This window comes from Cupriavidus sp. SZY C1, from assembly GCF_032190535.1.
GTDB classification, from domain to species: domain Bacteria; phylum Pseudomonadota; class Gammaproteobacteria; order Burkholderiales; family Burkholderiaceae; genus Cupriavidus; species Cupriavidus pauculus_C.
Genome location: NZ_JAUANU010000005.1, coordinates 70,650 through 93,453 on the forward strand (window position 1 = coordinate 70,650; position 22,804 = coordinate 93,453).

General features: G+C 68.9%; 22 protein-coding genes. 13 read left to right on the forward strand and 9 right to left on the reverse strand.

The window, feature by feature from the left end:
* Positions 1–91: 91 nt before the first annotated feature.
* Positions 92–931: a hypothetical protein gene (locus QTN24_RS10135; RefSeq protein ID WP_253700240.1), complete on the reverse strand. Its 840-nt coding sequence runs from the start codon at positions 929–931 to the stop codon at positions 92–94.
* 409 nt (positions 932–1,340) lie between these two features.
* Here QTN24_RS10135 and QTN24_RS10140 point away from each other — a divergent pair, with 409 nt between their 5' ends.
* Genes QTN24_RS10140 through QTN24_RS10170 form a run of 7 tightly spaced genes read left to right on the forward strand, consistent with a single transcriptional unit; the run spans position 1,341 to position 8,453 of the window.
* Entirely contained in the window at positions 1,341–3,056 is a 1,716-nt protein-coding gene (locus QTN24_RS10140; protein WP_124685184.1) for a glycosyltransferase family 39 protein, read from the forward strand.
* Complete coding sequence (locus QTN24_RS10145; RefSeq protein ID WP_124685185.1) at positions 3,053–3,424, forward strand: SMR family transporter; 372 nt, start codon at positions 3,053–3,055, stop codon at positions 3,422–3,424. The genes QTN24_RS10140 and QTN24_RS10145 overlap by 4 nt, the downstream gene beginning before the upstream one ends.
* 4 nt (positions 3,425–3,428) lie before the next feature.
* A complete protein-coding gene (locus QTN24_RS10150; RefSeq protein ID WP_313836775.1) occupies positions 3,429–4,604 on the forward strand; it encodes a DegT/DnrJ/EryC1/StrS aminotransferase family protein in 1,176 nt (391 codons plus the stop codon).
* Positions 4,583–5,575 (forward strand): glycosyltransferase, encoded by a 993-nt coding sequence (locus QTN24_RS10155; protein ID WP_124685187.1) that lies wholly within the window; start codon positions 4,583–4,585, stop codon positions 5,573–5,575. Before QTN24_RS10150 ends, QTN24_RS10155 begins: the two co-directional genes overlap by 22 nt.
* Positions 5,563–6,486 (forward strand): formyltransferase, encoded by a 924-nt coding sequence (locus QTN24_RS10160; RefSeq protein ID WP_313836779.1) that lies wholly within the window; start codon positions 5,563–5,565, stop codon positions 6,484–6,486. Before QTN24_RS10155 ends, QTN24_RS10160 begins: the two co-directional genes overlap by 13 nt.
* A gap of 10 nt (positions 6,487–6,496) precedes the next feature.
* Positions 6,497–7,549, forward strand: coding sequence for a bifunctional UDP-4-keto-pentose/UDP-xylose synthase (locus tag QTN24_RS10165; RefSeq protein WP_124685189.1), 1,053 nt, complete (start codon positions 6,497–6,499; stop codon positions 7,547–7,549).
* Between the two features lie 7 nt (positions 7,550–7,556).
* Complete coding sequence (locus QTN24_RS10170; protein WP_313836782.1) at positions 7,557–8,453, forward strand: polysaccharide deacetylase family protein; 897 nt, start codon at positions 7,557–7,559, stop codon at positions 8,451–8,453.
* Between the two features lie 3 nt (positions 8,454–8,456).
* Here the strand turns inward: QTN24_RS10170 and QTN24_RS10175 are convergent, their stop codons facing one another.
* The 3 genes from QTN24_RS10175 to QTN24_RS10185 are packed head-to-tail and all read right to left on the reverse strand — an operon-like array spanning position 8,457 to position 12,998.
* Positions 8,457–10,796, reverse strand: a complete 2,340-nt coding sequence (locus QTN24_RS10175) for a heavy metal translocating P-type ATPase (protein ID WP_313836784.1) — start codon at positions 10,794–10,796, stop codon at positions 8,457–8,459.
* A 56-nt stretch (positions 10,797–10,852) separates the two neighbouring features.
* A complete protein-coding gene (locus QTN24_RS10180) occupies positions 10,853–12,310 on the reverse strand; it encodes a heavy metal sensor histidine kinase (RefSeq protein WP_313836786.1) in 1,458 nt (485 codons plus the stop codon).
* 10 nt (positions 12,311–12,320) lie between these two features.
* Positions 12,321–12,998 carry a heavy metal response regulator transcription factor gene (locus tag QTN24_RS10185; RefSeq protein ID WP_124685192.1) on the reverse strand — a complete coding sequence of 226 codons (678 nt, stop codon included), beginning with the start codon at positions 12,996–12,998 and terminating at the stop codon, positions 12,321–12,323.
* Positions 12,999–13,211: 213 nt separating this feature from the next.
* Between QTN24_RS10185 and QTN24_RS10190 the strand changes: the two genes are divergently transcribed.
* Positions 13,212–13,658, forward strand: coding sequence for a hypothetical protein (locus tag QTN24_RS10190; RefSeq protein WP_313836789.1), 447 nt, complete (start codon positions 13,212–13,214; stop codon positions 13,656–13,658).
* A gap of 45 nt (positions 13,659–13,703) precedes the next feature.
* Here QTN24_RS10190 and QTN24_RS10195 read toward each other — a convergent pair whose 3' ends face one another.
* On the reverse strand, positions 13,704–14,009 hold the full coding sequence (locus QTN24_RS10195; RefSeq protein WP_313836791.1) for an H-NS family nucleoid-associated regulatory protein: 306 nt from the start codon (positions 14,007–14,009) through the stop codon (positions 13,704–13,706).
* Between the two features lie 316 nt (positions 14,010–14,325).
* On the opposite strand from QTN24_RS10195, the gene QTN24_RS10200 reads away from it, so the two are divergent.
* Positions 14,326–14,586: a copper resistance protein CopQ gene (locus QTN24_RS10200; protein ID WP_124685195.1), complete on the forward strand. Its 261-nt coding sequence runs from the start codon at positions 14,326–14,328 to the stop codon at positions 14,584–14,586.
* A 59-nt stretch (positions 14,587–14,645) separates the two neighbouring features.
* On the opposite strand, the gene QTN24_RS10205 is transcribed toward QTN24_RS10200, so the two are convergent.
* A complete protein-coding gene (locus QTN24_RS10205) occupies positions 14,646–16,712 on the reverse strand; it encodes a putative bifunctional diguanylate cyclase/phosphodiesterase (protein WP_313836795.1) in 2,067 nt (688 codons plus the stop codon).
* A 396-nt stretch (positions 16,713–17,108) separates the two neighbouring features.
* Here QTN24_RS10205 and QTN24_RS10210 point away from each other — a divergent pair, with 396 nt between their 5' ends.
* The gene (locus QTN24_RS10210) at positions 17,109–17,240 is read left to right on the forward strand and encodes a glycine zipper 2TM domain-containing protein (RefSeq protein ID WP_409559006.1); all 132 of its coding nucleotides are present in this window, start codon (positions 17,109–17,111) and stop codon (positions 17,238–17,240) included.
* Between the two features lie 472 nt (positions 17,241–17,712).
* Here QTN24_RS10210 and QTN24_RS10215 read toward each other — a convergent pair whose 3' ends face one another.
* From QTN24_RS10215 to QTN24_RS10225, 3 genes are read right to left on the reverse strand one after another with little or no spacing between them, the layout of a single operon-like run.
* The gene (locus QTN24_RS10215) at positions 17,713–18,885 is read right to left on the reverse strand and encodes an acyl-CoA dehydrogenase family protein (protein ID WP_313836798.1); all 1,173 of its coding nucleotides are present in this window, start codon (positions 18,883–18,885) and stop codon (positions 17,713–17,715) included.
* Between the two features lie 12 nt (positions 18,886–18,897).
* Positions 18,898–19,881, reverse strand: coding sequence for a tripartite tricarboxylate transporter substrate binding protein (locus tag QTN24_RS10220; protein ID WP_313836800.1), 984 nt, complete (start codon positions 19,879–19,881; stop codon positions 18,898–18,900).
* Positions 19,882–19,931: 50 nt separating this feature from the next.
* Positions 19,932–20,339 (reverse strand): cupin domain-containing protein, encoded by a 408-nt coding sequence (locus QTN24_RS10225; protein WP_313836802.1) that lies wholly within the window; start codon positions 20,337–20,339, stop codon positions 19,932–19,934.
* A 244-nt stretch (positions 20,340–20,583) separates the two neighbouring features.
* Between QTN24_RS10225 and QTN24_RS10230 the strand changes: the two genes are divergently transcribed.
* The 3 genes from QTN24_RS10230 (at position 20,584) to QTN24_RS10240 (ending at position 22,773) form a co-directional block, all read left to right on the forward strand.
* Entirely contained in the window at positions 20,584–21,657 is a 1,074-nt protein-coding gene (locus tag QTN24_RS10230) for an NAD(P)-dependent alcohol dehydrogenase (RefSeq protein ID WP_124685201.1), read from the forward strand.
* Between the two features lie 160 nt (positions 21,658–21,817).
* Positions 21,818–22,039 carry an MbtH family protein gene (locus QTN24_RS10235; protein ID WP_313836804.1) on the forward strand — a complete coding sequence of 74 codons (222 nt, stop codon included), beginning with the start codon at positions 21,818–21,820 and terminating at the stop codon, positions 22,037–22,039.
* Positions 22,040–22,041: 2 nt separating this feature from the next.
* Positions 22,042–22,773 carry an alpha/beta fold hydrolase gene (locus QTN24_RS10240; RefSeq protein ID WP_313836806.1) on the forward strand — a complete coding sequence of 244 codons (732 nt, stop codon included), beginning with the start codon at positions 22,042–22,044 and terminating at the stop codon, positions 22,771–22,773.
* The last annotated feature ends 31 nt before the right edge of the window (positions 22,774–22,804 follow it).

Below are 22,804 nucleotides of genomic sequence, written 5' to 3' on the forward strand. Positions count from 1 at the left end.
GCGCGGTCGGCCAATGTGCGGCCGATCATCAAAAAATGGAGCCGTGTCAGGCTCCATTTTTCTTTCCGGGCGGTCGGGCAAGCTGCGGCGGCTACCGGCCCGCCTCCACCGGATCCATCTCCAGCGCCGTCACGTCCACCTGGTACACCTCGTTGTTCTGCCGGATCTGCGTGCGGAGCACGAATGCTTCCATCGGGCAGTACCAGTCGGTCACGTGCAGCACGCTCGGTTCCAGTTGCAGGATTTCGTCGCCCACCATCAGCGGCCCCAGCGACGTGCGTTTCTCGTAGGTGATCGGCATGCACTCCTTGCGGCCCATCACCGTGTTGATCATCTGCTTGCGGCCGACGTGCCGGGAGCCGACGATGATCGACGCATGCAGCGCCTGCATGCTGCCAACCACCTCGTCCTTACCCAGCGGATAGATCTTCAACGCCACGCTGGACTGGAAGGTCTCGCCTTCCAGGATGGCGCCTTCCTTGATGTCCACGCCGGCATAGTTGAAAACGCCGCTGCCCGTGAACGACGCCTCCCCGAACATCCGCGCATAGCGGGCCCGGGCGTTGATGACGGCGTTGCGGCTGTCGATGCGGGTGCGCGAGGTGGCCGCGTTGCGGTCGATGTTGATCTCGTGGACCTGGTCCATGACCACCGGCGGGCCCATCAGCGCCGCAAAGGCCGACTTGGAGCGGACTTCGAGCTGGGCGCTGCATCCGCGTGCCGTTCGCATCACTTCACGCAAGGTCATGGTGATCGACAGCGGCATTGTCCCGTCGCCCTCCATCTGGACGCGGGAACCCGAGCGGAACCACGGCGCGTCGCAGAGCGCGGCGGCGGCGGGCATCGGCGGCGACATGCCGGACACCGGCGCGGCATCGGGCGCCGACGCCTGCGCGAATGCCGCCGGCGTCACCGCGGCAAGCAGGGACATCACGGCGGACAACAACAAGAGCCTCGGCGCCCGGGTCATGGGGATCTTTCCAAATCAGTGGCCGGCGGCCGCCAGGTCAGTGTCTGCGGGGGTAGGTGCCGGAATGGCGCAAGTATTGCGCGAAATCCGCGCGGCGGAAATGGGGCTTCGGGGTCAATTTCCGTGAACGCCCGGTCGCCGCGCCGGCCTGACCCGAAACGGCCGGCGGCGCCATGCGCTCGTGCTAACATTGCGCGCCCGTGGATGCCGCCCGGCGCCTGCGTACGTGGCGTGCGGGCCCTGCGGCGCCTGCCGCGCGGCCCGTGTCGGACCCCTTGTCCACCAATTCGCGCCATGCCGCGTTGTGGGGAGTCCGCCACCGGGCCACCTGACGAACAGCCTCCGGGACCCCGGCCATTTCAGGAGAGATATGCGTAGTTCTTCGCCCACGCGCCAAGCCGGGCTGCCAGTCGGCATGGTTGCGCTCGTTGTCATCGGCGTCCTGCTGGTCTGGTTCGGTACCCTCGATGCCCGCCACCTGCTACGCCCGGACGAAGGCCGCTACGCCGAGATTTCCCGCGAGATGTTCGCCACCGGCGACTGGGTCACCATTCGCTACAACGCCCTCAAGTACTTCGAAAAGCCGCCCTTCCACCTGTGGGTGACCACGCTGGCCTACGAGCTGTTCGGCGTGGGCGACTGGCAGGCCCGGCTGTGCGTGGCGCTGTCCGGCATCGCCGGGCTAGGCGTGACGATGCTGGCCACCGCGCGCTGGTTTGGGTGCCGCGCGGGCCTGCTGGCCGGGCTGGCGCTGCTGGCCATGCCGATGTGGAGCGTGACCGGCCATTTCAACTCGCTCGACATGACGCTGTCCGGCGCGCTGGCCTGCGTGCTGGCGAGCATGCTGCTGGCCCAGCACCCCGAGGCCACGCCGCGCGCGCGGCTGGGCTGGATGCTGGCCTGCTGGGTGGCGATGGGCGTGGCCATCCTGACCAAGGGGCTGGTCGGCATCGCGCTGCCGGGGCTGGTGCTGGTGGTCTACACGCTGCTGACGCGCGACTATGGCCTCTGGCGCCGGCTGCACCTGGTGCCCGGCATCGTCGTGCTGCTGGCGGTGACCGTGCCGTGGTTCTGGCTGGTATCGTCGCGCAACCCCGAATTCCCGCATTTCTTCTTCATCCACGAGCACTGGGACCGCTACACGTCCACCGTGCACGCGCGCAAGGGGTCGATCTGGTTCTTCGTGCCGCTGCTGGTGGCCGGCATGCTGCCGTGGCTGGGCCTGGTGCCGCGCATGTGGGACGTGGTGCGCGACCGCGCCGGTGCCGCGCGCGGCGTGGGCGGCAAGCCGTTCCAGCCGGCGCTGCTGAGCCTGGTCTGGTTTGGCGCGATCTTCGTGTTCTTCAGCCTGTCCGGCTCCAAGTTGCCCGGCTATATCGTGCCGGTGTTCCCGGCGCTGGCCATCCTGGCCGCCGTGGCGCTGGACCAGATCAACGAGCGGTCCTGGAAGCGCCAGATCAACGCGCTGCTGGTGCTGGCCGTGGTGGGGCTGATCGCCGCGCCCATCGTGGCCACGCTGGACCGGCCGAGCAATCCCAACGTCGTGTTCCGCGCATTCGCCGTCTATGTGGGCGTGGCGTTTGCGGTGCTGCTGGCCGGGATGCTGCTGGCGCGCCGGCTGCTGGAAACCCGCGGGCTGTTCCCAAGCATCACCGCGTTCGCGCTGTCGATGTTCCTGACCTGCACCATCGGCCTGATGGGCCACGAGGTCATGGGCCGCCGCGCGTCGGGCGTGGACATGCTGCCGGCCATCAAGGCCGTGCTCAAGGACGACATGCCGATCTACGGCGTGCGCATGCTGGATCACACGCTGCCGTTCTATCTTGGCCGCACGCTGACCATGGTCGAAGCTGCCGACGAGCTGTCGTTCGGCACCGAGCAGGAGCCGGACAAGTGGGTCCCGACGCTCGACGCGTTCATCGCCAAGTGGCAGGACGGCCAGCCCGCGCTCGCCATCATGTCGCCGGACATGTATGACAGCCTGGCGGCGCGCCAGGTGCCGCTCTACGTGGTGGCGCGCGACCTGCGGCGCGTGGTCGCCAGCAATTTCCCGCCGCCGGCCCCGGCGCCCCGGAACACCCCATGACCCTGTCGACTTTCGCTTTCATCCTCACGGGCGTGCTGCTCAACGCCTGCGCGCAGCTGCTGCTCAAGGCCGGCACCAACGCCGTGGGCGCCATCACGCTGGAACGCGCGACGATCCTGACCACGGCGTTCCGCGTGCTGACCCAGTGGCCGGTGATCGCCGGACTGACCTGCTACGTGATCAGCGTGGGCGTGTGGATCGTCGGGCTCTCGCGCGTGGATGTTTCCATCGCCTACCCGATGCTGTCGCTTGGCTACGTGGTCAACGCGCTGGCCGCGTGGTGGCTGTTCGGGGAGATGATCGGCCCCTTGCGCATGGCCGGCATCGTGCTGATACTCGCTGGCGTTTTCCTGATTGCCCGTTCCTGACCCCATGACTGCTTCCGCTCCGCAGGATTTCCTGCCGTTCGTCCGCCCCCAGATCGACGACGCGACCATTGCCGAAGTGGGCAAGGTGCTGGCATCGGGCTGGATCACGTCCGGCCCCAAGGTGCAGGCGTTCGAGGCGGCGCTGTCCGACCTGTTCGGCGGCCGGCCCGTGCGCACGTTCTCCAACGGCTCGGCCACGATGGAGATTGCGCTGCGCATCGCCGACATCGGCCCGGGCGACGAGGTCATCACCACGCCGATCACCTGGGTGGCCACGGCCAACGTGGTGCTGGCCGTGGGCGCCAGGCCGGTATTCGTCGACATCGACCCGGTCACGCGCAACATCGACCTGGACGCCGTGGAGGCCGCCATCACGCCGCGCACGCGCGCCATCATGCCGGTGTACCTGTCCGGCCTGCCGGTCGACATGGACCGGCTCTACGCCATTGCCGGGCGCCACGGCCTGCGGGTCATCGAGGACGCCGCGCAGGCCATCGACTCGCGCTGGCGCGGCCAGCGCATTGGCGCGTTTGGCGACCTGGTCAGCTTCAGCTTCCAGGCCAACAAGAACATCACGACCGTCGAAGGCGGCTGCCTGGTCATGAACACGCCCGAGGAAGCCCGGCGCGCCGAGCGCCTGCGGCTGCAGGGCGTGATCCGCACCGGCATGGACGGCATGGACGTCGAGGAACCGGGCGGCAAGTTCAACCTGACCGACGTGAACGCGGCGATCGGGCTGGCGCAACTGGCGCAGCTCGATGGCATCACCGCCCGCCGCGCCGCGCTGGCCGAGACCTATTTCCGCTGTGCGGCGGACCTGGGCCTGGCCGACCTGGGCATCGAACTGCCCGTGCCGCGCGACGCCGATGTCGCCACCACGAACTGGCACATGTTCCAGGTGGTGCTGCCGACCGACCAGCTTGAAGGCGGCCCGGCCGACGCGCGCCGCCGCGTGATGGAAGCCATGCGCGAGCGCGGCGTGGGCACCGGTGTCCACTACCCGCCCGTGCACCTGTTTACCTATTTCCGCTCGCTGGGCTGGCGCGAGGGCATGCTGCCGCATGCCGAGCGCATTGGCCGCGGCATCGTGACGTTGCCGTTGTTCCCGGCCATGCAGGCCGCCGACGTCGAGCGGGTTTGCGCAACCCTCAGCGAAACATGCAAACGTCTCTCTCACTAAGTCCCGTCGAGGTCTCGGTCGTCATTCCCGTCTACAACGAGGAAGACGGCTTGCAGGCGCTGTTCGACCGCGTCTATCCGGCGCTGGACAGCCTGGGCGAATCGTACGAGATCATCTTCGTCAACGACGGCAGCGCGGACCGCTCGCCGGCGATGCTGGCCGCGCAGTACCACAAGCGCCCCGACGTGACGCGGGTGATCCTGTTCAACGGCAACTTCGGCCAGCACATGGCCATCCTGGCCGGCTTCGAGCACACGCGCGGGCGCATCGTCATCACGCTGGACGCCGACCTGCAGAACCCGCCCGAGGAAATCCCGCGCCTGGTGGCCGAGATGCGCAAGGGCCACGACTACGTGGGCACCATCCGGCGCCAGCGCAACGACACGGCGTTCCGGCGCTATGCGTCGCGCGCGATGAACCGGCTGCGCGAGCGCATCACCAAGATCAAGATGACGGACCAGGGCTGCATGCTGCGCGCCTACGACCGGAACATCATCGATACGATCAACGCGTGCCGCGAGGTCAACACGTTCATCCCGGCGCTGGCCTACACGTTCTCGTCGAACCCTGTCGAGATCGAGGTGGGCCACGAGCAGCGCCACGCCGGGGAGTCGAAATACTCGCTCTACCAGCTCATCCGGCTGAACTTCGACCTCGTGACCGGTTTCTCGATCGTGCCGCTGCAGTGGTTCTCGGCCATCGGCACGATGCTGTCGATCACGTCGGCCGGGCTGTTCGTGGTGCTGCTGATCCGGCGTTTCATCCTGGGCTCTGAAGTCCAGGGCGTGTTCACGCTCTTCGCCTTCAACTTCTTCCTGATCGGCATCATGCTGTTCGGCATCGGCCTGCTGGGCGAGTACATCGGCCGGATCTACCAGGAAGTCCGCGACCGGCCGCGCTACCGCATCCAGGCGGTGCTGGAGCGCGACCCCGAACGTGACGGCCAACCGGAGGCATCGTGCGCGCCGTAGTCTTTGCCTATCACAACGTCGGCGACCGCTGCCTGCGCGTGCTGCACGCGCAGGGCGTGGACGTGGCGCTGGTGGTCACCCACCGCGACCGGCCCGACGAGAACATCTGGTTCCAGCGCGTGGCGGACACCGCCGCGGAGCTGAACCTGTCCTTCGTCTATGGCGAGGACCCGGCCGATCCGGCGCTGGCCGACGCGATCCGCGCCGCCGCGCCCGACGTGATCTTCTCGTTCTACTACCGCGCGATGATCCCGGCCGACGTGCTGGCCATCGCGCCACGCGGCGCCTTCAACATGCACGGCTCGCTGCTGCCCAAGTACCGGGGCCGCGTGCCCGTGAACTGGGCCGTGCTGCATGGCGAGACCGAGACCGGCGCCACGCTGCACGCGATGGAAGCCAAGCCCGACGCCGGCTACATCGTCGACCAGACCGCCGTGCCGATCCTGCCCGACGACACCGCCGGGCAGGTCTTCGAGAAAGTCACCGTGGCCGCCGAGCAGACGCTCTGGCGCGTGCTGCCCGCCATGAAGGCGGGCCAGACGCCCAAGCGCCCGAACCGGCTGGCCGACGGCAGCTACTTCTCGGGCCGCAAGCCCGAGGACGGCCGGATCGATTTCCGGCAGCCCGCGGCAGCCGTCTACAACCTGATCCGCGCCGTGGCGCCGCCCTACCCGGGCGCGTTCACTGACCTGGCCGGCCGCCGCTTCATCGTGGCGCAGGCGCGCCGGCTGGACGCCGCCGCCGTCCCCGGCGGGCTGCCACCGGGCCTGCACGTCGTGGACGGCCGCATCGTCGCCATCTGCGGCGACGGCGGCGCGCTACGGGTGCTGCAACTGCTGCAGGGCAGCAGCGCCGACCATGCGGACCCCGTGTCCGCCCCCGAATTCCAGAACATCACCGCACAGCATTGAAAGGATAGCGATGAAAAAGGTCCTGATTCTTGGCGTCAACGGCTTCATTGGCCACCACCTGACGCGCCGCATCCTGGAGACCACGCAGTGGGAGGTCTACGGCATGGACATGGCGTCCGACCGCCTTGGCGACCTGGTGAACCACCCGCGCATGCATTTCTCCGAGGGTGACATCACGATCAACAAGGAGTGGGTCGAGTACAACATCCGCAAGTGCGACGTGATCCTGCCGCTGGTGGCCATCGCCACGCCGGCCACCTACGTCCGCAACCCGCTGCGCGTGTTCGAGCTGGACTTCGAGGCCAACCTGCCGATCGTGCGCAGCGCCGTGAAGTACGGCAAGCACCTGGTGTTCCCGTCGACCTCCGAGGTCTATGGCATGTGCACCGATGACGAGTTCGATCCCGAGGCGTCGTCGCTGGTCTACGGCCCGATCAACAAGCCGCGCTGGATCTACGCCTGCTCCAAGCAACTGATGGACCGCGTGATCCACGCCTACGGCATGGAGCAGGGCCTGAACTACACGCTGTTCCGCCCGTTCAACTGGATCGGCGCCGGGCTGGACTCGATCTTCGAGTCGAAGGAAGGCTCGTCGCGCGTGGTGACGCAGTTCCTGGGCCATATCGTGCGCGGCGAGCCGATCAAGCTCGTCGACGGCGGCGCCCAGAAGCGCGCGTTCGCCGATATCTCGGACGGCATCTCGGCGCTGATGCAAATCATCGAGAACAAGAACGGCGTGGCCAGCGGCAAGATCTTCAACATCGGCAACCCGGCCAACATCCACTCGGTGCGCGAGCTGGCCGAGATGATGCTGTCGATGGCGGCCGAGTACCCCGAGTACGCCGACTACGCGCGCCAGACCCGAATCGTGGAAACGTCGTCGGGCGACTTCTACGGCAAGGGCTACCAGGACGTGCAGCACCGCGTGCCGAAGATCGACAACACGGTGCAGGAGCTGGGCTGGAAGCCCGAGGTGACGATGGAGCAGGCGCTGCGCCGCATCTTCGAGGCATACCGCGACAAGGTGGTGGACGCCCGCACGCTGGTCGACGGCGACAACTGATCCGTCCATGGCCCGCATTTGCCTGAAGGTAGACGTCGACACGCTGCGCGGCACCCGCGAGGGCGTGCCGGCGCTGCTGTCGATGCTGTCGGCCGTGCAGGCCGACGCCACGTTCCTGTTCAGCCTGGGGCCGGATCACACCGGCTGGGCGCTGCGGCGGGTGTTCCGGCCCGGCTTCCTGAAGAAGGTGTCGCGCACGTCGGTGGTGTCCAACTACGGCCTGCGCACGCTGATGTACGGCGTGCTGCTGCCCGGCCCCGACATCGGCCGCCGCGCCGCCGCCGAGATGCGCGCGGCCGCCGCCGCGGGCCACGAGTGCGGCATCCACACCTGGGACCACGTCTACTGGCAGGACAACGTGCGCACGCGCGACGCCGGCTGGACGCGCCGCCAGATGCAGCAGTCGTTCGACCGTTTCACCGACATCTTCGGCGCGCCGCCGCCCACCCATGGCGCGGCCGGCTGGCAGATGAACGACGAGGCGTTCCGCCAGATCGACGACTGGGGCATGGCCTACGCCTCCGACGGGCGCGGCACCGGCCCGTACCGGCCCACCGTGGCGGGCCAGCCGTGCCGGCACGTGCAGATGCCGACCACGCTGCCCACGCTCGACGAACTGATCGGCGTGGACGACCTGACCGAGGACAACGTCCACCACGCGGTGCTCAAGCTCACCGAAGGCGACGCCGACCACGTCTTCACGCTCCACACCGAACTGGAAGGCGGCAAGCTGGCGCCCGTGTTCCGGCGCCTGCTGGCCGGCTGGCGCGCCCAGGGCCACGATCTGGTGTCGATGGCCACCTACCATCGCCACCTCGACGCGGCGTCGCTGCCGGCGCAGCCCGTCGCCTGGGGCGAGATTCCCGGCCGCAGCGGCGAACTGATCCTCCAGCCGCAGCGCTGAGCCTCACCCCTTGCGCGTCAGCCGCAGCCCGTTGAACACCACGAGCAGGCTGGCGCCCATGTCCGCGAACACCGCCATCCACATCGTGCCCAGGCCCATCAGGGTCAGCGCCAGGAACACAGCCTTGATGACCAGCGAGAGCGCGATGTTCTGCCGCAGGATGGTCGACGTCTGACGCGACAGCCGCACGAACGTCGGAATCTTGCGCAGGTCGTCGTCCATCAGCGCCACGTCGGCGGTTTCGATGGCCGTGTCGGTGCCGGCCGCGCCCATCGCAAAGCCGATGTCGGCACGCGCCAGCGCCGGGGCGTCGTTGATGCCGTCGCCGACCATGCCGACCTTGCCGCCCTGCCCGTGCACCTGGTCGGCCAGCGCCGCCAGCGCATCGGCCTTGTCCTGCGGAAGCTGATGGCCGCGCGCCTCGTCGATGCCGACGGCCTTGCCGATGGCCTGCGCCGTGTGCGCGTTGTCGCCGGACAGCATCAGCGTGCGCACGCCCAGCGCGTGCAGTTGCTCGATGGCCTGCCGGCTCGACTCGCGCACCGTATCGGCAACACCGAACAGCGCCAGCGCGCGGGCCGGCTGGCCGCCGGCGGGCAGCGCCGCCAGCATCACGATCGACCGCCCCTGCCGCTCGATGGCCTCCAGCCGCGCCTCCAGCGCCGGCGAGCAAGCGCCGAGGTCGTGGATCATCCGATGGTTGCCGAGCCGGTACGCCACGCCGTCCACGGCACCGCCGACACCCTGCCCCGGCACCGCCGCAAAGTCGGTCACGTCCAGCCGCGCCACGCCGTCCGCATCGGCGGCGATGGCCACCGCGCGCGACACCGGATGGTCCGACCGCCCCGCCAGGCTGGCCGCGATGGCGCGCGCCTGCGGCACGTCATCGGCCAGCAGCGCGAAATCGGTCTGCGCGGGCTTGCCGTGCGTCAGCGTGCCGGTCTTGTCCAGCGCCAGCCACTTCAGCCGGTGGCCCTGCTCCAGGTAGACGCCGCCCTTGATCAGGATGCCGCGCCGCGCCGCCGCCGCCAGCCCGCTGACAATGGTCACGGGCGTGGAAATCACCAGCGCGCACGGGCAGGCAATCACCAGCAGCACCAGCGCCTTGTAGATCCACGCCAGCCACGGCGCGCCCATGGCCAGCGGCGGCACCACGGCGATTCCCACCGCGATGGCGAACACCACGGGCGTGTAGATTCTGGCGAACTGGTCGACGAAGCGCTGGGTCGGCGCGCGGCTGCCCTGGGCCGCTTCCACGGCATGGATGATGCGTGACAGCGTGGAGTCGTTGGCCGGCGCGGTCACCGCGTATTCGAGTTCACCGGACTGGTTGATCGACCCCGCGAACAGCGCGTCGCCCGGCGACTTGTCGACCGGCACGCTTTCGCCGGTGATGGGCGCCTGGTCCAGCGCCGATTGCCCGCGCATGACGCGGCCATCGAGCGCCACCCGCTCGCCCGGGCGCAGCCGCACCGTTGCGCCCACCGTCACCGTGCGGGCCGGCACGGCCTGCCACGTTCCGTCGGGCTGCAGCACCGTGGCCTGCTCGGGCGCCATCGCCATCAGCCCGCGCACCGCGTTGCGGGCGCGGTCCAGCGACGCGGCCTCGATCCGCTCGGCCAGCGCGAACAGCGCCATCACCATCGCCGCCTCGGGCCACTGGCCGATGAACATCGCCCCGGTCACGGCGATGCTCATCAGCGCGTTGATGTTCAGGTTGCCGTTGCGCACGGCGATCCAGCCCTTGCGATAGACGCCCAGCCCCGCCAGCAGCACCGTGGCCAGCGCCAGCGCGGCCGGCAGGTACGGCGTGGCCACGTTGAACCACTCGGCCAGTTCGGCGCCCAGCGCGGCGGCCCCGCCCAGGGCCAGCGGCCACCACGGCTTGCGGGCCTCGCTGGCGGCCACCTGCGTGCCATCGTCGGCGGCACCGGCCAGCGGCTCGGCCTTCATGCCGAGCGATCCGATCGCCTGGACGACCGGGTCAGTGGAATCGAGTGTGTGATGCACGGTCAGCACGCGCTGCATCAGGTTGAAGTCCAGCGCCGCCACGCCCGCCATGCCGCCGAGCTTGTTGCGGATCAGCGTTTCCTCGGTCGGGCAGTCCATGGCATCGATGCGGAACGCCGCAGCGCGGGTGCCGGCCGGCGCCGCCAACGGCGGGGCAACCGGCGTGGCGGTTGCGCCACATTTCCCGCCACAGCAGGCGTCGGCCGGTGGGTGGTCGTGGGGATGATCGTGAGAATGGTCGTGGGAGTGGTTGTGCGGATGGTCGTGGGAGTGGTCGTGCGAATGACCGGGCGCGACCGGTGGCAGGACGTTGTCGGGTGTCGAACGGGCCATGATGGGGTCCTCGTAGCGTATTACCTGCCATTGAAGACCCTGTAGCGGCTACAAGGTCAAGTGGCCGGGGCCGGCAACGGGCCCACCGCGTCGGGGAACAGCAGTTCGAAGACCGTCTCGCCCTCGGCGCTGCGCACGCCGACGCTGCCGCCGTGGAGCCGCATGATCGTGTCGACGATGGCCAGCCCCAGCCCGGTCGACGACGCCGAGTTGCGGCGCGACGGATCGGCGCGGTAGAAACGGCCGAACAGGTGCGGCAGCGCTTCCGGCGCGATGGCCGGGCCGCCGTTGAGCACCGTGATGGCGGTCTGGCTGGCCTGCGGGCAGACGCACATCCGCACCATGCTGCCGGCCGGCGCGTGCCGCAGCGCGTTGTCCAGCAGGTTGATGACGGCCCGCCGCAGCAGCGTCTGGTCGGCCACCACCGTGGCGTACCCCGACACCGACACGGTCACGTTGCGGTCGGCGGCCACGGCCTCGAAATACTCGGCGATCTTGTCCAGTTCCGCGCGCGCGTCGATGGGCCGCGCGCCAAGCGCCACCTGCGCATTGTCGGCCCGCGCCAGGAACAGCATGTTCTCGATCATGCGCGACAGCCGCTCGTATTCCTCCAGGTTCGACTCCAGCACCGCCTCGTACTCGGCCGGCGTGCGGCGCTGGGCCAGCGTCACCTGCGTCTGGCCGACGAGGTTGCTGATCGGCGTGCGGAAATCGTGCGCCAGGTCGGCCGAGAATTGCGACAGCCGCGTGAAGCTGTCCTGCAGCCGCGCCAGCATCGCGTTCAGGGCGCCGGCCAGTTCGCGCAACTCCTCGGGCGCGCCGCCCACGTCAAGCCGCGTGGCCAGCCGGCTTGTCGTCACCGCGGCCGCGTCGCTGGCCATCCGGCGCAGCATCCGCAGCCCGCGCCGCGCCAGCAGGAACCCCAGCGCCGCCGCGACAATCGCGCCGCACAGCACGGCGCCCAGCAGTTCGCCACGGTACTCGCGCATCAGCGCCACGCGGTAGCCGGCGTCGCTGAGCACGATGATCTCGACGGTCCGCTCGGTATTGCCGATCTGGCCCAGCGCCGCCATGCCGCGCGACGGCACGCCATTGCGCGGCAGCCAGGTCTGCAGCAGCGATTTGTCGGGCGTGGTGGTCACCGGCAGCACGCGCAGCGGCGGCAGGGTTTCGTTATGGGGATTGAGGGTGATGAGCGGGTCGCCGTCGCGCGTGCGGACGACGAGGATCAGGCCCTCGTGGCCCATCGCGATATCGGCAAAGCGATGCGTGTCGGTGCGGATCTCGTTCTCGTCGGCCACCTCTCGCAGCAGGTGGCGCACCAGCAGCACCTCGCCCACCAGCTCGCCCTCGTCGCGCGACTGGAGCTGGCTGCCGAGCGCGCTGGACAGGTACGTGGCCACCCCGACCAGGATGGCGGCCGTGGTCAGCCCGTAGGCCAGCGCCAGCCGCGTGGTCAGCGAGGCAGGCATCCATGCATCGATCGCGCGGCGCACGCGCAGCAGCCGTTTCATGCCGGGCCGCTCACACTTCTTCGGATTCGTCGAGCACGTAGCCCATGCCGCGCCGCGTGTGGATCAGCTTCTTCGGGAACGGGTCGTCCACCTTGGCGCGCAGGCGCCGGATCGACACGTCGACGACGTTGGTGTTGCTGTCGAAGTTCATGTCCCAGACTTGCGAAGCGATCAGCGAGCGCGACAGCACCTCGCCGCGGCGCCGCGCCAGCAGTTGCAGCAGCGCGAATTCCTTCGACGTCAGGTCGATCTTCTGGCCCGCGCGCGTCACGCGGCGCCGGATCGTGTCGATCTGCAGGTCGGCCACTTCCATGAACTCGCTCTCGCGCAGCGGGCCGCGCCGCAGGATGGTGCGAATGCGGGCCACCAGCTCGGCGAACGCGAACGGCTTGACCATGTAGTCGTCGGCGCCCAGTTCCAGGCCCTTCAGGCGGTCGGACAGCTCGTCGCGGGCGGTCAGGCACAGCACCGGGGTGTCCTTGTCGCGCCGCAGGTCGCGCAGGACCTGCCAGCCGTCGATGCCGGGCAGCATCACGTCCAGCACGATCAGGTCGTAGTGCTGTTCGCGCGCATGGGCCAGGCCGTCCACGCCGTCGCGGGCCAGGTCGGCCACGAAGCCGGATTCGGTCAGCCCCTTCAGCAGATAGTCGCCCGCCTTCGGTTCGTCTTCGACAATCAGGATACGCATGGTGCTTCTACGGACCGGCCTGCTGCCGGCCCTGCCTTTCAGTTTGCAATGGAGACCCTAGACACTATCCGAGGTTAGCCGCTTTTGGGGCAACATTGCACGAATGTCATCGTGATTTGGCGAATTTTCTGCATCCAACGCAGTACAATGCCGGCTGCCCACCCCCGGGCCCTGCGGCGCCCCCTGGACGCAGGCCAGCCTCTCCATCCCAGCATGAAACGTCAGATTGCCCAATCCCTGTTGTGTCTCGCCGTGTTCGCGGTGCCCGTGCAAGGCGCCCTGGCGTCAGCCATGCCGCGCTGTGCGGGCGTGACGGCGATCGGGCTGTCGATGCAGGAACGCCATGCGGCGATCAAGGCCGAGGCGGAAGCCGAAGCGGGGATGGCGGCCCGGGAGCGCGCCCGGTGCACCGAGGCGTCCGCGCGCGAGGGCCGCGACCTGCCGGTCTGGCACGATGCCCAGCCCGCCGGCCGCACTACCGAGCCGCCGGCTGACACTTCGCATCATGTGTATCGGGGCGCGGAATACTGTCACGCCTGCGTGGCAGAAGCGGCCAGCACGATGGTGCTGCCGGAACTGCCGCCGGCGGCCCTGCAGCACAGGCGCCACGCGCTGCCGCTGGCCAGCGCCACCGCGCTGGCGGACCTGCCGGCCTGCTGAAGGATGGAAACCGGGCGCCTTGCCGGCGCCCGCGCATCGTGACGTTCAGTCGACGCGGTAGAAATCGATCGACTGCCCGGCGTTGACCGCCCGCTGCAGCCAGTCGGGATACTCGCCGGTGCCGTCCCAGGTCTGACCCATTGCATTGCGATACATGACGCGCCCTGCCCCGGCCTCTGCGGCCTTGTTGGCGGGGGCTTCGGCGTGCCCGGCCGGCCCGGCCTCGGCTTCTTCCTCGTGATCGGCAAAGCAGCCTGCTTCGACAAGGTGGTCGATTGTCAGGCCATGGTGATCCATCTGCTCGCGGATCCAGGCCACCGCGGCTTGTTTGGCTGCATCAGACTCGGACATGACGTATCGTGCGCGCCGCCACGAAAGCGGGGCGGACTGGGGAAATGATTGCGGGGAACGGTCCGCGCAGAAAAAAGCCGGCGAACCAGAACCCGATTCTACAGGGTGTTGCGGCCGGCATCGGTGGAATCGTCTGAAAGCCGCGCCAGCGGCCCTGCCGGCATGCGTCCGGCGACGCATGACACTGATGTCATGCGTGGGTCATGTTGACGTGTACGGCCGTTGCCTAGACTTGCCGGCAAGGTCGCACTGACGGCCGAGTCATCAAAGACCGCAACATTTCCTCGATCCAAGCCTCTCGAACCAGGAGTTCACCATGTTCAAGAAAGCCCTGCTCTATACCGCCCTGGCGACCACGCTCGCCGGCGCCGCCACGATGGCCAACGCCGCGCCCCGCAGCGCCGATCCGTACACCGACGGTGCCCGCGTGACCAACCGCGACGGCTACGTGGAACGCCTTGGCACGCGTGACGTCTACACCGACGGTGCCCGCGACGTGCGCGACGCCCGCAACCCGTTTGTCGACGGTGCGCACGACGTACGCGACGCGCGCAGCCCGTACACGGACGGCACCTGATCCTTCCCGAGACGCCCGGCAAACGGGCGGTGACGGCCCTTTCGGGCCGCCGGCGGCGCTCAATGCGCCGCCATTTCTTTCATGAACTGCGCCGGCGGCACCGGCCTGCCCAGCAGGTAGCCCTGCAGCGCGTCGCAGCCCAGCCCCGCCAGGAACGCGCGCTGCGCCGGCGTCTCCACCCCTTCCGCCACCACCTGCAGGTTCAGCGTACGGCCCAGCGCGACAATGGCCGACACGATGGCCGCATCCTCAGAATCCTCCGCCAGGTCCCGCACAAAGCCGCGGTCGATCTTCAGTTCGCTTGCCGGAATCCGCTTCAGGTGCAGCAGGCTCGAATAGCCGGTGCCAAAGTCGTCGATGGCGATGCGCACGCCCATCCGGTCGAGCTGGGTCATGATCGCCAGCGTTTCCTCCACGTCCCGCATCGCCGTGCTCTCGGTGATCTCCAGCGTCAGGCTGGCGGCCGGAATGGCGTGGCGCGCCAGCACCTCCGCAATCGTGTCGATCAGCCCGGCATGGCAGAACTGCAGCGTCGACAGGTTCACCGCCATGGTCCAGTCCGCGTGGCCCGCCGCATGCCAGATGGCAAGCTGGCGGCAGGCTTCGTCCAGCACCCACTTGCCGATCGGCACGATGGCGCCGGTCTTCTCGGCCAGCGCGATGAACTGGTCGGGCATCAGCAGCCCATGCACCGGGTGCTGCCAGCGCAGCAGCGCCTCTGCGCCCACCGGCTTGTTGGTCGATGCCGAGAACTTGGGCTGGTAGTGCAGCGCCAACTGGCCCTTGCGCGTGACGCCGCGCAGGTCCTGGATCAGCATCTGCTGCACGCGCGCCTGGTGGTTCATCGACCCTTCGAAGAAACAGTACGCGTTGCGGCCCGACGCCTTGGCGTGGTACATCGCCGCGTCGGCGTTGGTCATCAGCGTGTCCTGGTCGGCCCCGTCGGCCGGATAGAGCGCGATGCCGATGCTGCCCGACACATGCAGCGCGTGCCCGGACACCGTCACCGGCTCGCGCAGCGCCTCGATCAGCTTTTCCGCCACCACGCCTGCGTCGGCCGGGTCCTCCACGCGCACCAGCACCACGAACTCGTCGCCGCCCACGCGCGAGATCGTGTCCTCGGACCGCGTCGACGCCCGCAGCCGGCCGGCGATTTCCACCAGCAGGCTGTCGCCCACCTGGTGGCCGTAGGTATCGTTGACGCCCTTGAAGCCGTCCAGGTCGACGAACAGCACGGCAAACGTGGCCGGCTGGCGTGCCGCGCCCTGGATGGCCTGCTGGAAGCGGTCTTCCAGCAGCACGCGGTTGGGCAGGTGGGTGAGCTTGTCGTGCAGGGCCAGGAACTCCAGCTCCTTGTTGGCCACGCCCAGCGCGTCGGCCAGCATGGCCGTGCGCATCTCCAGCCGCATGTCCAGCACCGAAGTAATCAGCGCCACGGCAATCACGCAGACCGTGATGACGATGATCGGCAGCGCCAGCGTGGCGCTGTCCACGCCCGTGCGCGCCGCGCCGCAGATGCTGCCCAGCGGAAAGCGGGCCGCCGCCATGCCCGTGTAGTGCATCGACGCAATGGCCCCGCCCATCACCACCGCCGCGCCAAAGCGCAACTGGTGCACGCGCGGCATGGCCCGCCGCAGCCGGAACGCGATCCACAGCGCCACGCCCGACGCCGCCACGGCAATGCCGATCGACAGCATGAACAGCGCCGGCTCGTAGTCGATGGCCGGGCGCATGCGCAGCGCCGCCATGCCCGTGTAGTGCATGGCCGAGATGGCCGCGCCCAGCACCAGCGCGCCCAGCGCCAGCCGGCGCGGCGGCAGGTATTCCTGGCTGACCAGATGCAGCGCGAACGCCGACGCCAGCACCGCGATCAGCAGCGACGCCCCGGTGATGGCCGGGTCGTAGCCCAGCGGAATCGGCAGCCGGAACGCGAGCATGCCGATGAAGTGCATCGACCAGATGCCCACGCCCATCGCCACCGCGCCGCCGGCCAGCCACATCCGCGCGTAGCGGCCCCGGCCGGCGGTGGAGATGCGCCCCGCCATGTCCAACGCCGTATAGGACGCCAGCACGGCAACTAGCACGGAAAACAGGACCAGAATCGCGTCGTAACTCGGGGACATCATCGCAGCAGGTGACGGGGCAGTGGCTTGGCAGGCCCGCCATATTGAGGGGAGTGGCGATCCGGGCGTGAATCTCCCGCCATCCTCAAGGGTTATCGGTCGTTGCAGCCCAGACTGAAGCGGGATTGTGCATCAGCGGCGTTGCTGCCGCACGGACTACCCCGTTTGTTGTCTTGACACACCAGCCGGGCCGATTCGGACCCGTCCGACAAACGCCGACACCGCAATCAGCGCGCACCGGAGATGCCGCCGGGGCCGAGCCAACTATGCTTGAGGCGTGGTGAACAACACATGGCGACGCGCAACGCAGAAGGAGAACCGGGCGGCGCCAGGCAAGGAGAACACATCATGTGGAAACGACTGACGGCGATCATCGCGGTAGGCGCATGTGCGTGGGCGATGTCGGGCTGCACGGCGACCGGCGCGGTCGCGGGCGGCGTGGTTGGCCATGAGGTCAGCGACGGCAGCGCGCTCGGCACGGTTGGCGGCGCCGTGGTTGGCGGCGTGATCGGCCACGAGCTGGGCAAGTAATTTTCGATTTCCGCGGCCGGGACGGCGGGCAGGGTCGTCCAGGTTTGCGCGGCATGGGCTCTTAGATGGGAAGACCATGCCGCCGCGCGCCGCGCCATGAGCGTCGGCCGTTGCGCCCTTCAACGATGATTTCGGACGTTTTCATCGCTGAAAGGCACAGCGGCATCCACGGCGAAAGATCCTCACCGATCGTCATGGCGCGGCAGCGGGAAACCTGCAACGGGAAAACCCCGGACGATTGCGTCCGGGGTTTTTTCTTTTGCGCGCGGCTTCTGCAATGGCGATCGGTGGTCTCCGCTCTCCCGCGAAGCGGAAGGCCGGGGCAGAGGGCCGGTTCCAATGGCGACAAGTCGGCAAGCAGAACCTCAACGCCCTCACCCCCAACCCCTCTCCCGCTCGCGGGAGAGGGGAGCGAAAACACCCCGCCCTTCAACCACCCGCAATACAAATTCGGCAGCCCCATCAACCACCGTCAATACGACTTCGGCAGCCCCAGCACCCGCTCTGCAATGTGGCACATGATCAGCTGGGCGCTGACCGGTGCGATACGCGGGATGTACGACTCGCGCAGGTAGCGCTCCACATGGTATTCCCGGGCGTAGCCCATGCCGCCCAGCGTCAGCACGGCGGTCTGGCATGCCTGGTGAGCGGCCTCGGCGGCCAGGTACTTGGCGGCGTTGGCCTCGGCCCCGCACGGCTTGCCGTTGTCGTAGAGCCATGCGGCCTTCCAGACCATCATGTCCGCCGCCTCCAGCGCCATCCACGCCTGTGCCAGCGGGTGCTGGATGCCCTGGTTCTGGCCGATTGGCCGCCCAAACACGGTCCGCTCGCGGGCGTAGCGCGTGGCCGCGTCCAGCGCGGCGCGGCCCAGGCCCACGGCTTCGGCGGCGATCAGGATGCGCTCCGGGTTCAGCCCGTGCAGGATGTATTCGAATCCCCTGCCCTCCTCGCCAATGCGGTCCTCGGCCGGCACCATCAGCCCGTCGATGAACAGCATGTTCGAATCCACCGCGCCGCGCCCCATCTTGTCGATCTCGCGCACCTCGATGTGGTCGCGGTCCAGCGCCGTGTAGAACAGGCTCAGGCCCTGCGTGGGCTTGGCCACCGCGTCCAGCGGCGTGGTGCGCGCCAGCAGCAGCATGCGCGTGGCCACCTGCGCCGTGGAAATCCAGATCTTGCGGCCGTCCACGCGATAGGCGCTGCCATCGGCCGTACGCACCGCCTGGGTCTTCAGGTGCGTGGTGTCCAGCCCGGCATCGGGCTCGGTCACCGCAAAGCAGGCTTTCTCGTTCCCGGCAATCAGCGGTGGCAGCGCGGCCGCCTGCTGGGCCTCGTTGCCGAACACCACCACCGGGTTCAGGCCGAACACGTTCATGTGGATGGCCGACGCCCCCGAGAATCCCGCCCCCGACGCCGACACCGTCTGCATGATCAGCGCGGCCTCCGTGATCCCCAGGCCCGCGCCGCCAAAGCGCTCGGGCATGGCGATGCCCAGCCAGCCGGCGCCCGCCATCGCCTGGTGAAACGCTTCCGGAAAGCGGTGCTCGCGGTCCAGTCCGGCCCAGTAGTCGGGCCCGAAGTCGGCGCAGAGCTGCGACACCGCCTCGACGATCGCGTTTTGTTCGGCCGTCCTTTCAAAGTTCATCTCCGCTCCCGTTCATTCCGGCTGGATGCCCGCGTCCTTGACCAGCTTGGTCCACTTGACCAGCTCCCCGGCCACGAACCCCGCAAACTGCTGCGGCGTCTGCCCGAACGCCTCGAAGCCCAGCGCCTCGAACTTCGGCGCCACGTCCTTGCTGTTGGCGATCTTCGTCAGCTCGCGGTTCAGCCGATCCACCACCGGCTGCGGCGTCCGGGCCGGCGCGAACACGCCGTTCCACGACGTGATGTCGAAACCCTTGAGCTCCGGCGTGTCGCCAATCGGCGGCAGGTCCGGCAGCAGCCGGCTGCGCTGCGCCGTGGTCACCGCCAGCGCGCGCATCTTGCCGGCCTTGACGTTGGCGATGCCGGCCGCCACGTCGACGAACATCATCGGCACCTGCCCGGCGATGACGTCGGTCATGGCCGGCGGCGTGCTCTTGTACGGCACGTGCAGCAGGTCGACCCGGGCCATGCGGCCCAGCGTGGCGCCGGACACGATGCCGGTGCTGTTGCCGCTGGCGTACGACATGCCCGGATGCGCCCTGGCGTAGGCAATCAGCTCGCCCACGGTCTTGACCGGCAGCTTCGGATTGACCACCAGCATGAACGGCAGGTTGCCCATGCGCGCCACCGGTGTGAAATCCTTGATCGGGTCGTACGGCAGCTTCTTCATCAGCGACGGATTGGCCGAATGCGTCGTGTTGGTGGTCATGAACAGCGTGTAGCCGTCCGGCGCGGCCTGGGCCACCAGCTCGGCCGCGATCGCGCCATTGGCGCCGGGCCGGTTGTCGACCACCACGTTCTGGCCCAGCGCATCGCCCAGTTCCTTGGCGGTGATGCGCGCCACGGCGTCGGTGCCGCTGCCGGCCGCGAACGGCACCACCAGCCGGATCGGCCGGCTGGGCCAGGGGTCGGCGGCCTGCACGGCCAGCGGCAGCGCGGCCGCGGGCAACGCCAGGATGGCGGCGACGAGCGTGCGCCGCGCGCGGAATGTCAGCATGGGGGTTCCTCCAGGTTATCGGCGTGGCTGCCGGTTCGATCGGGCGTCGCTCAGGCCGGGCGGATCACGCGGTCCGGCGATTCCTCGTACGGCGGGGCGTAGATGACCAGCAGCTTGACGGGCTCGTCGCTGATCACCGTGAACACGTGCATCGCATCGGCCGGAAAGAAGCAGCAGTCGCCGGGCCCCAGTTCGCGGGACTGGCCGGCGACCTCGGCCCGCGCGCGGCCTTCCAGCACGTAGCAGACCTGCTCGATGCCCGGATGGGCATGCGGCAGCGCGCCCTTGCCGCGTTCGATGGTGCCGTGGATCACTTCGAGCTGGGTGGCGCCGACGTTCTCGCGCCCGATGATGCGGCGGTTCAGCGTGCCGACGTGGTTGGCGGGGTGATACCCGGCCACGTCCTCGGTGCGGACGAAATAGGTGGGGGCCGCCTTGGCGGCGGACGATGCTGTCATGGGTAGGCTGTCTCCAACATCGGCGCCGTGCCGGCTGGCCGGCGCCTGTTTTCATGGTTGTGAAACAGATTTTATGCTCATGAAATCTGCCGTCAACTAGGGGTTGGTACCGATGCACCCCGGTGCAATACCGGCCGGTCGGGCTTTCCCGATCCACATCAAGGTCCGCGCCGTGGCACGCACTAGACTGGCTCGGTACGGGCCGCGCCCGTGCGTTTCGCCGAAGTCTCCAAGGAGTCCACCCATGACCACCATGCGCGCCGCAGTCTTCCAGGGTCCCGGCAAGATCATCCTGCAGGAAAAACCCATCCCCGCCGTCGGCCCCGGTGACGCCCTGATCCGCATTACCACCACCACGATCTGCGGCACCGACGTCCACATCCTCAAAGGCGAGTACCCGGTCCAGCCGGGCCTGACAATCGGCCACGAGCCGGTCGGCATCATCGAGAAACTGGGCAGCAACGTCACCGGCTACCGCGAAGGCCAGCGCGTCATCGCCGGGGCCATCTGCCCGAGCTTTCATTCCTATGCGTGCCAGGACGGCTGCGCGTCGCAGGACGGCCAGGCGCACGGCCACGGCTACAAGCCGATGGGCGGCTGGCGCTTCGGCAACACCATCGACGGCACCCAGGCCGAGTACGTGCTGGTGCCCGACGCCCAGGCCAACCTTGCCCCCATCCCCGACGCACTGACCGACGAACAGGTGCTGATGTGCCCGGACATCATGTCCACGGGCTTCGCGGGCGCCGAGCAGGCCAACATCAAGATCGGCGATATCGTCGCGGTCTTCGCGCAGGGGCCGATCGGGCTCTGCGCCACGGCCGGGGCCCGGCTGCGCGGCGCGTCGAAGATCATCGTCGTCGACGGCATCGAGGAACGGCTGGCGATTGCCCGGCTGATGGGTGCCGACGCCACGGTCAACTTCCGCCAGGTGGACGTGGTCGACGAGATCCTGCGGCTGACCGACGGCCGGGGCGTCGACGCCTCGATCGAGGCGCTCGGCACCCAGGCCACGTTCGAGGCGGCGCTGCGGGTGCTCAAGCCCGGCGGCACGCTGTCCAGCCTGGGCGTGTACTCCACGGACCTGCACATCCCGCTGGGCCCGTTCGCGGCCGGGCTGGGCGACCACCGCATCGTCACGTCGCTGTGCCCGGGCGGCAAGGAGCGCATGCGCCGGCTGATGAACGTGATCGAGACCGCGCGCGTGGACCTGGCGCCGCTGGTCACCCACCACTACAAGCTTGACGACATCGAGGCCGCCTACGACCTGTTCGCCCACCAGCGCGACGGCGTGCTCAAGGTGGCCATCACGCCCTGACCCGCCGGGGGCGCCTGGCGCCCCCAAACCATTGCCAAATCAACGGCTTGCCGCCCCCGCCGCCCCCTTTCACTAAATAATCCACGGCCCCTTTCGTCCAACAGGGTGATGCCGCCACCAGCGCGCGGCCCCGCCACTCCGTACCGAAAGGGAGCCTTTCATGAGTTTCGACCGCGACGACGCCACGTTCCTGGTTCTCGTCAATCACGAAGAGCAGTACTCGATCTGGCCCGACTACAAGCCCGTGCCCGGTGGCTGGCGCGCGGCGGGCTTCAGCGGCAGCAAGCAGGCGTGCCTGGACCACATCGAGCGCACCTGGACGGACATGCGTCCGCTCAGCCTGCGCCGGTTCATGGAGGAGCCAACGCGGGCGGATGCCTGACCATGGCCGCCCTGCAACTGTTCTGCCTGCCCCACGCCGGGGCCAGCGCCACGGGCTACCTGCGCTGGCGGCGCCTGCTGCCGGCCGATATCGCGCTGGTGCCGCTGGAGCCGCCGGGCCGTGGCGCGCGGCTCGACGCCCCGCTGCTGCGCGACTTCGAGCCGCTGGCCGCCGACCTGGCCGACCAGTTGAGCCGCCTTCGCACTGCCCCCACGCCGTTCGCGATCTTCGGCCACAGCATGGGCGCGCTGCTGGCCTGGCGCGTCTGCCATCTGCTTCATGAGCGGGGCCAGCCGCTGCCGCGCCGGCTGCTGGTGTCCGGCTGCGCCGCCCCGAGCCGGCGAGACCCGCAGCGCCTGGCCGCATTGCGTGGCGATGCCGCGCTGATGGCCGATCTGCGCAAGCTCGGCGGCACGCCCGAGACCGTGTTTGCCGAGCCCGAGCTGCTGCGCCTGACGCTCGACGTGCTCGATGCCGACTACCGCGTCTGCGAGCGCTTTCGCCGCGCCGACGCCGCGCCGCTGCCCGTGCCGCTGCACGTGTTCGCCGGCCGCGACGATCCAATCGCACCGGCCGACCTGCACGCCTGGGCCATCGAAACCGCCGCCGGCCACACGCTCGACTGGTTCGCCGGCGGGCATTTCTTTCTGCACGACGACCCGGCCGCCGTGGTGCAACGGCTGCTTGCCCACCTGGACCACCCCGCCGCCTTGCCGTCGCTCGCGCCCGCCTGAGCCCCGCCGACCCTGCCGCGCCGCGCCCGCC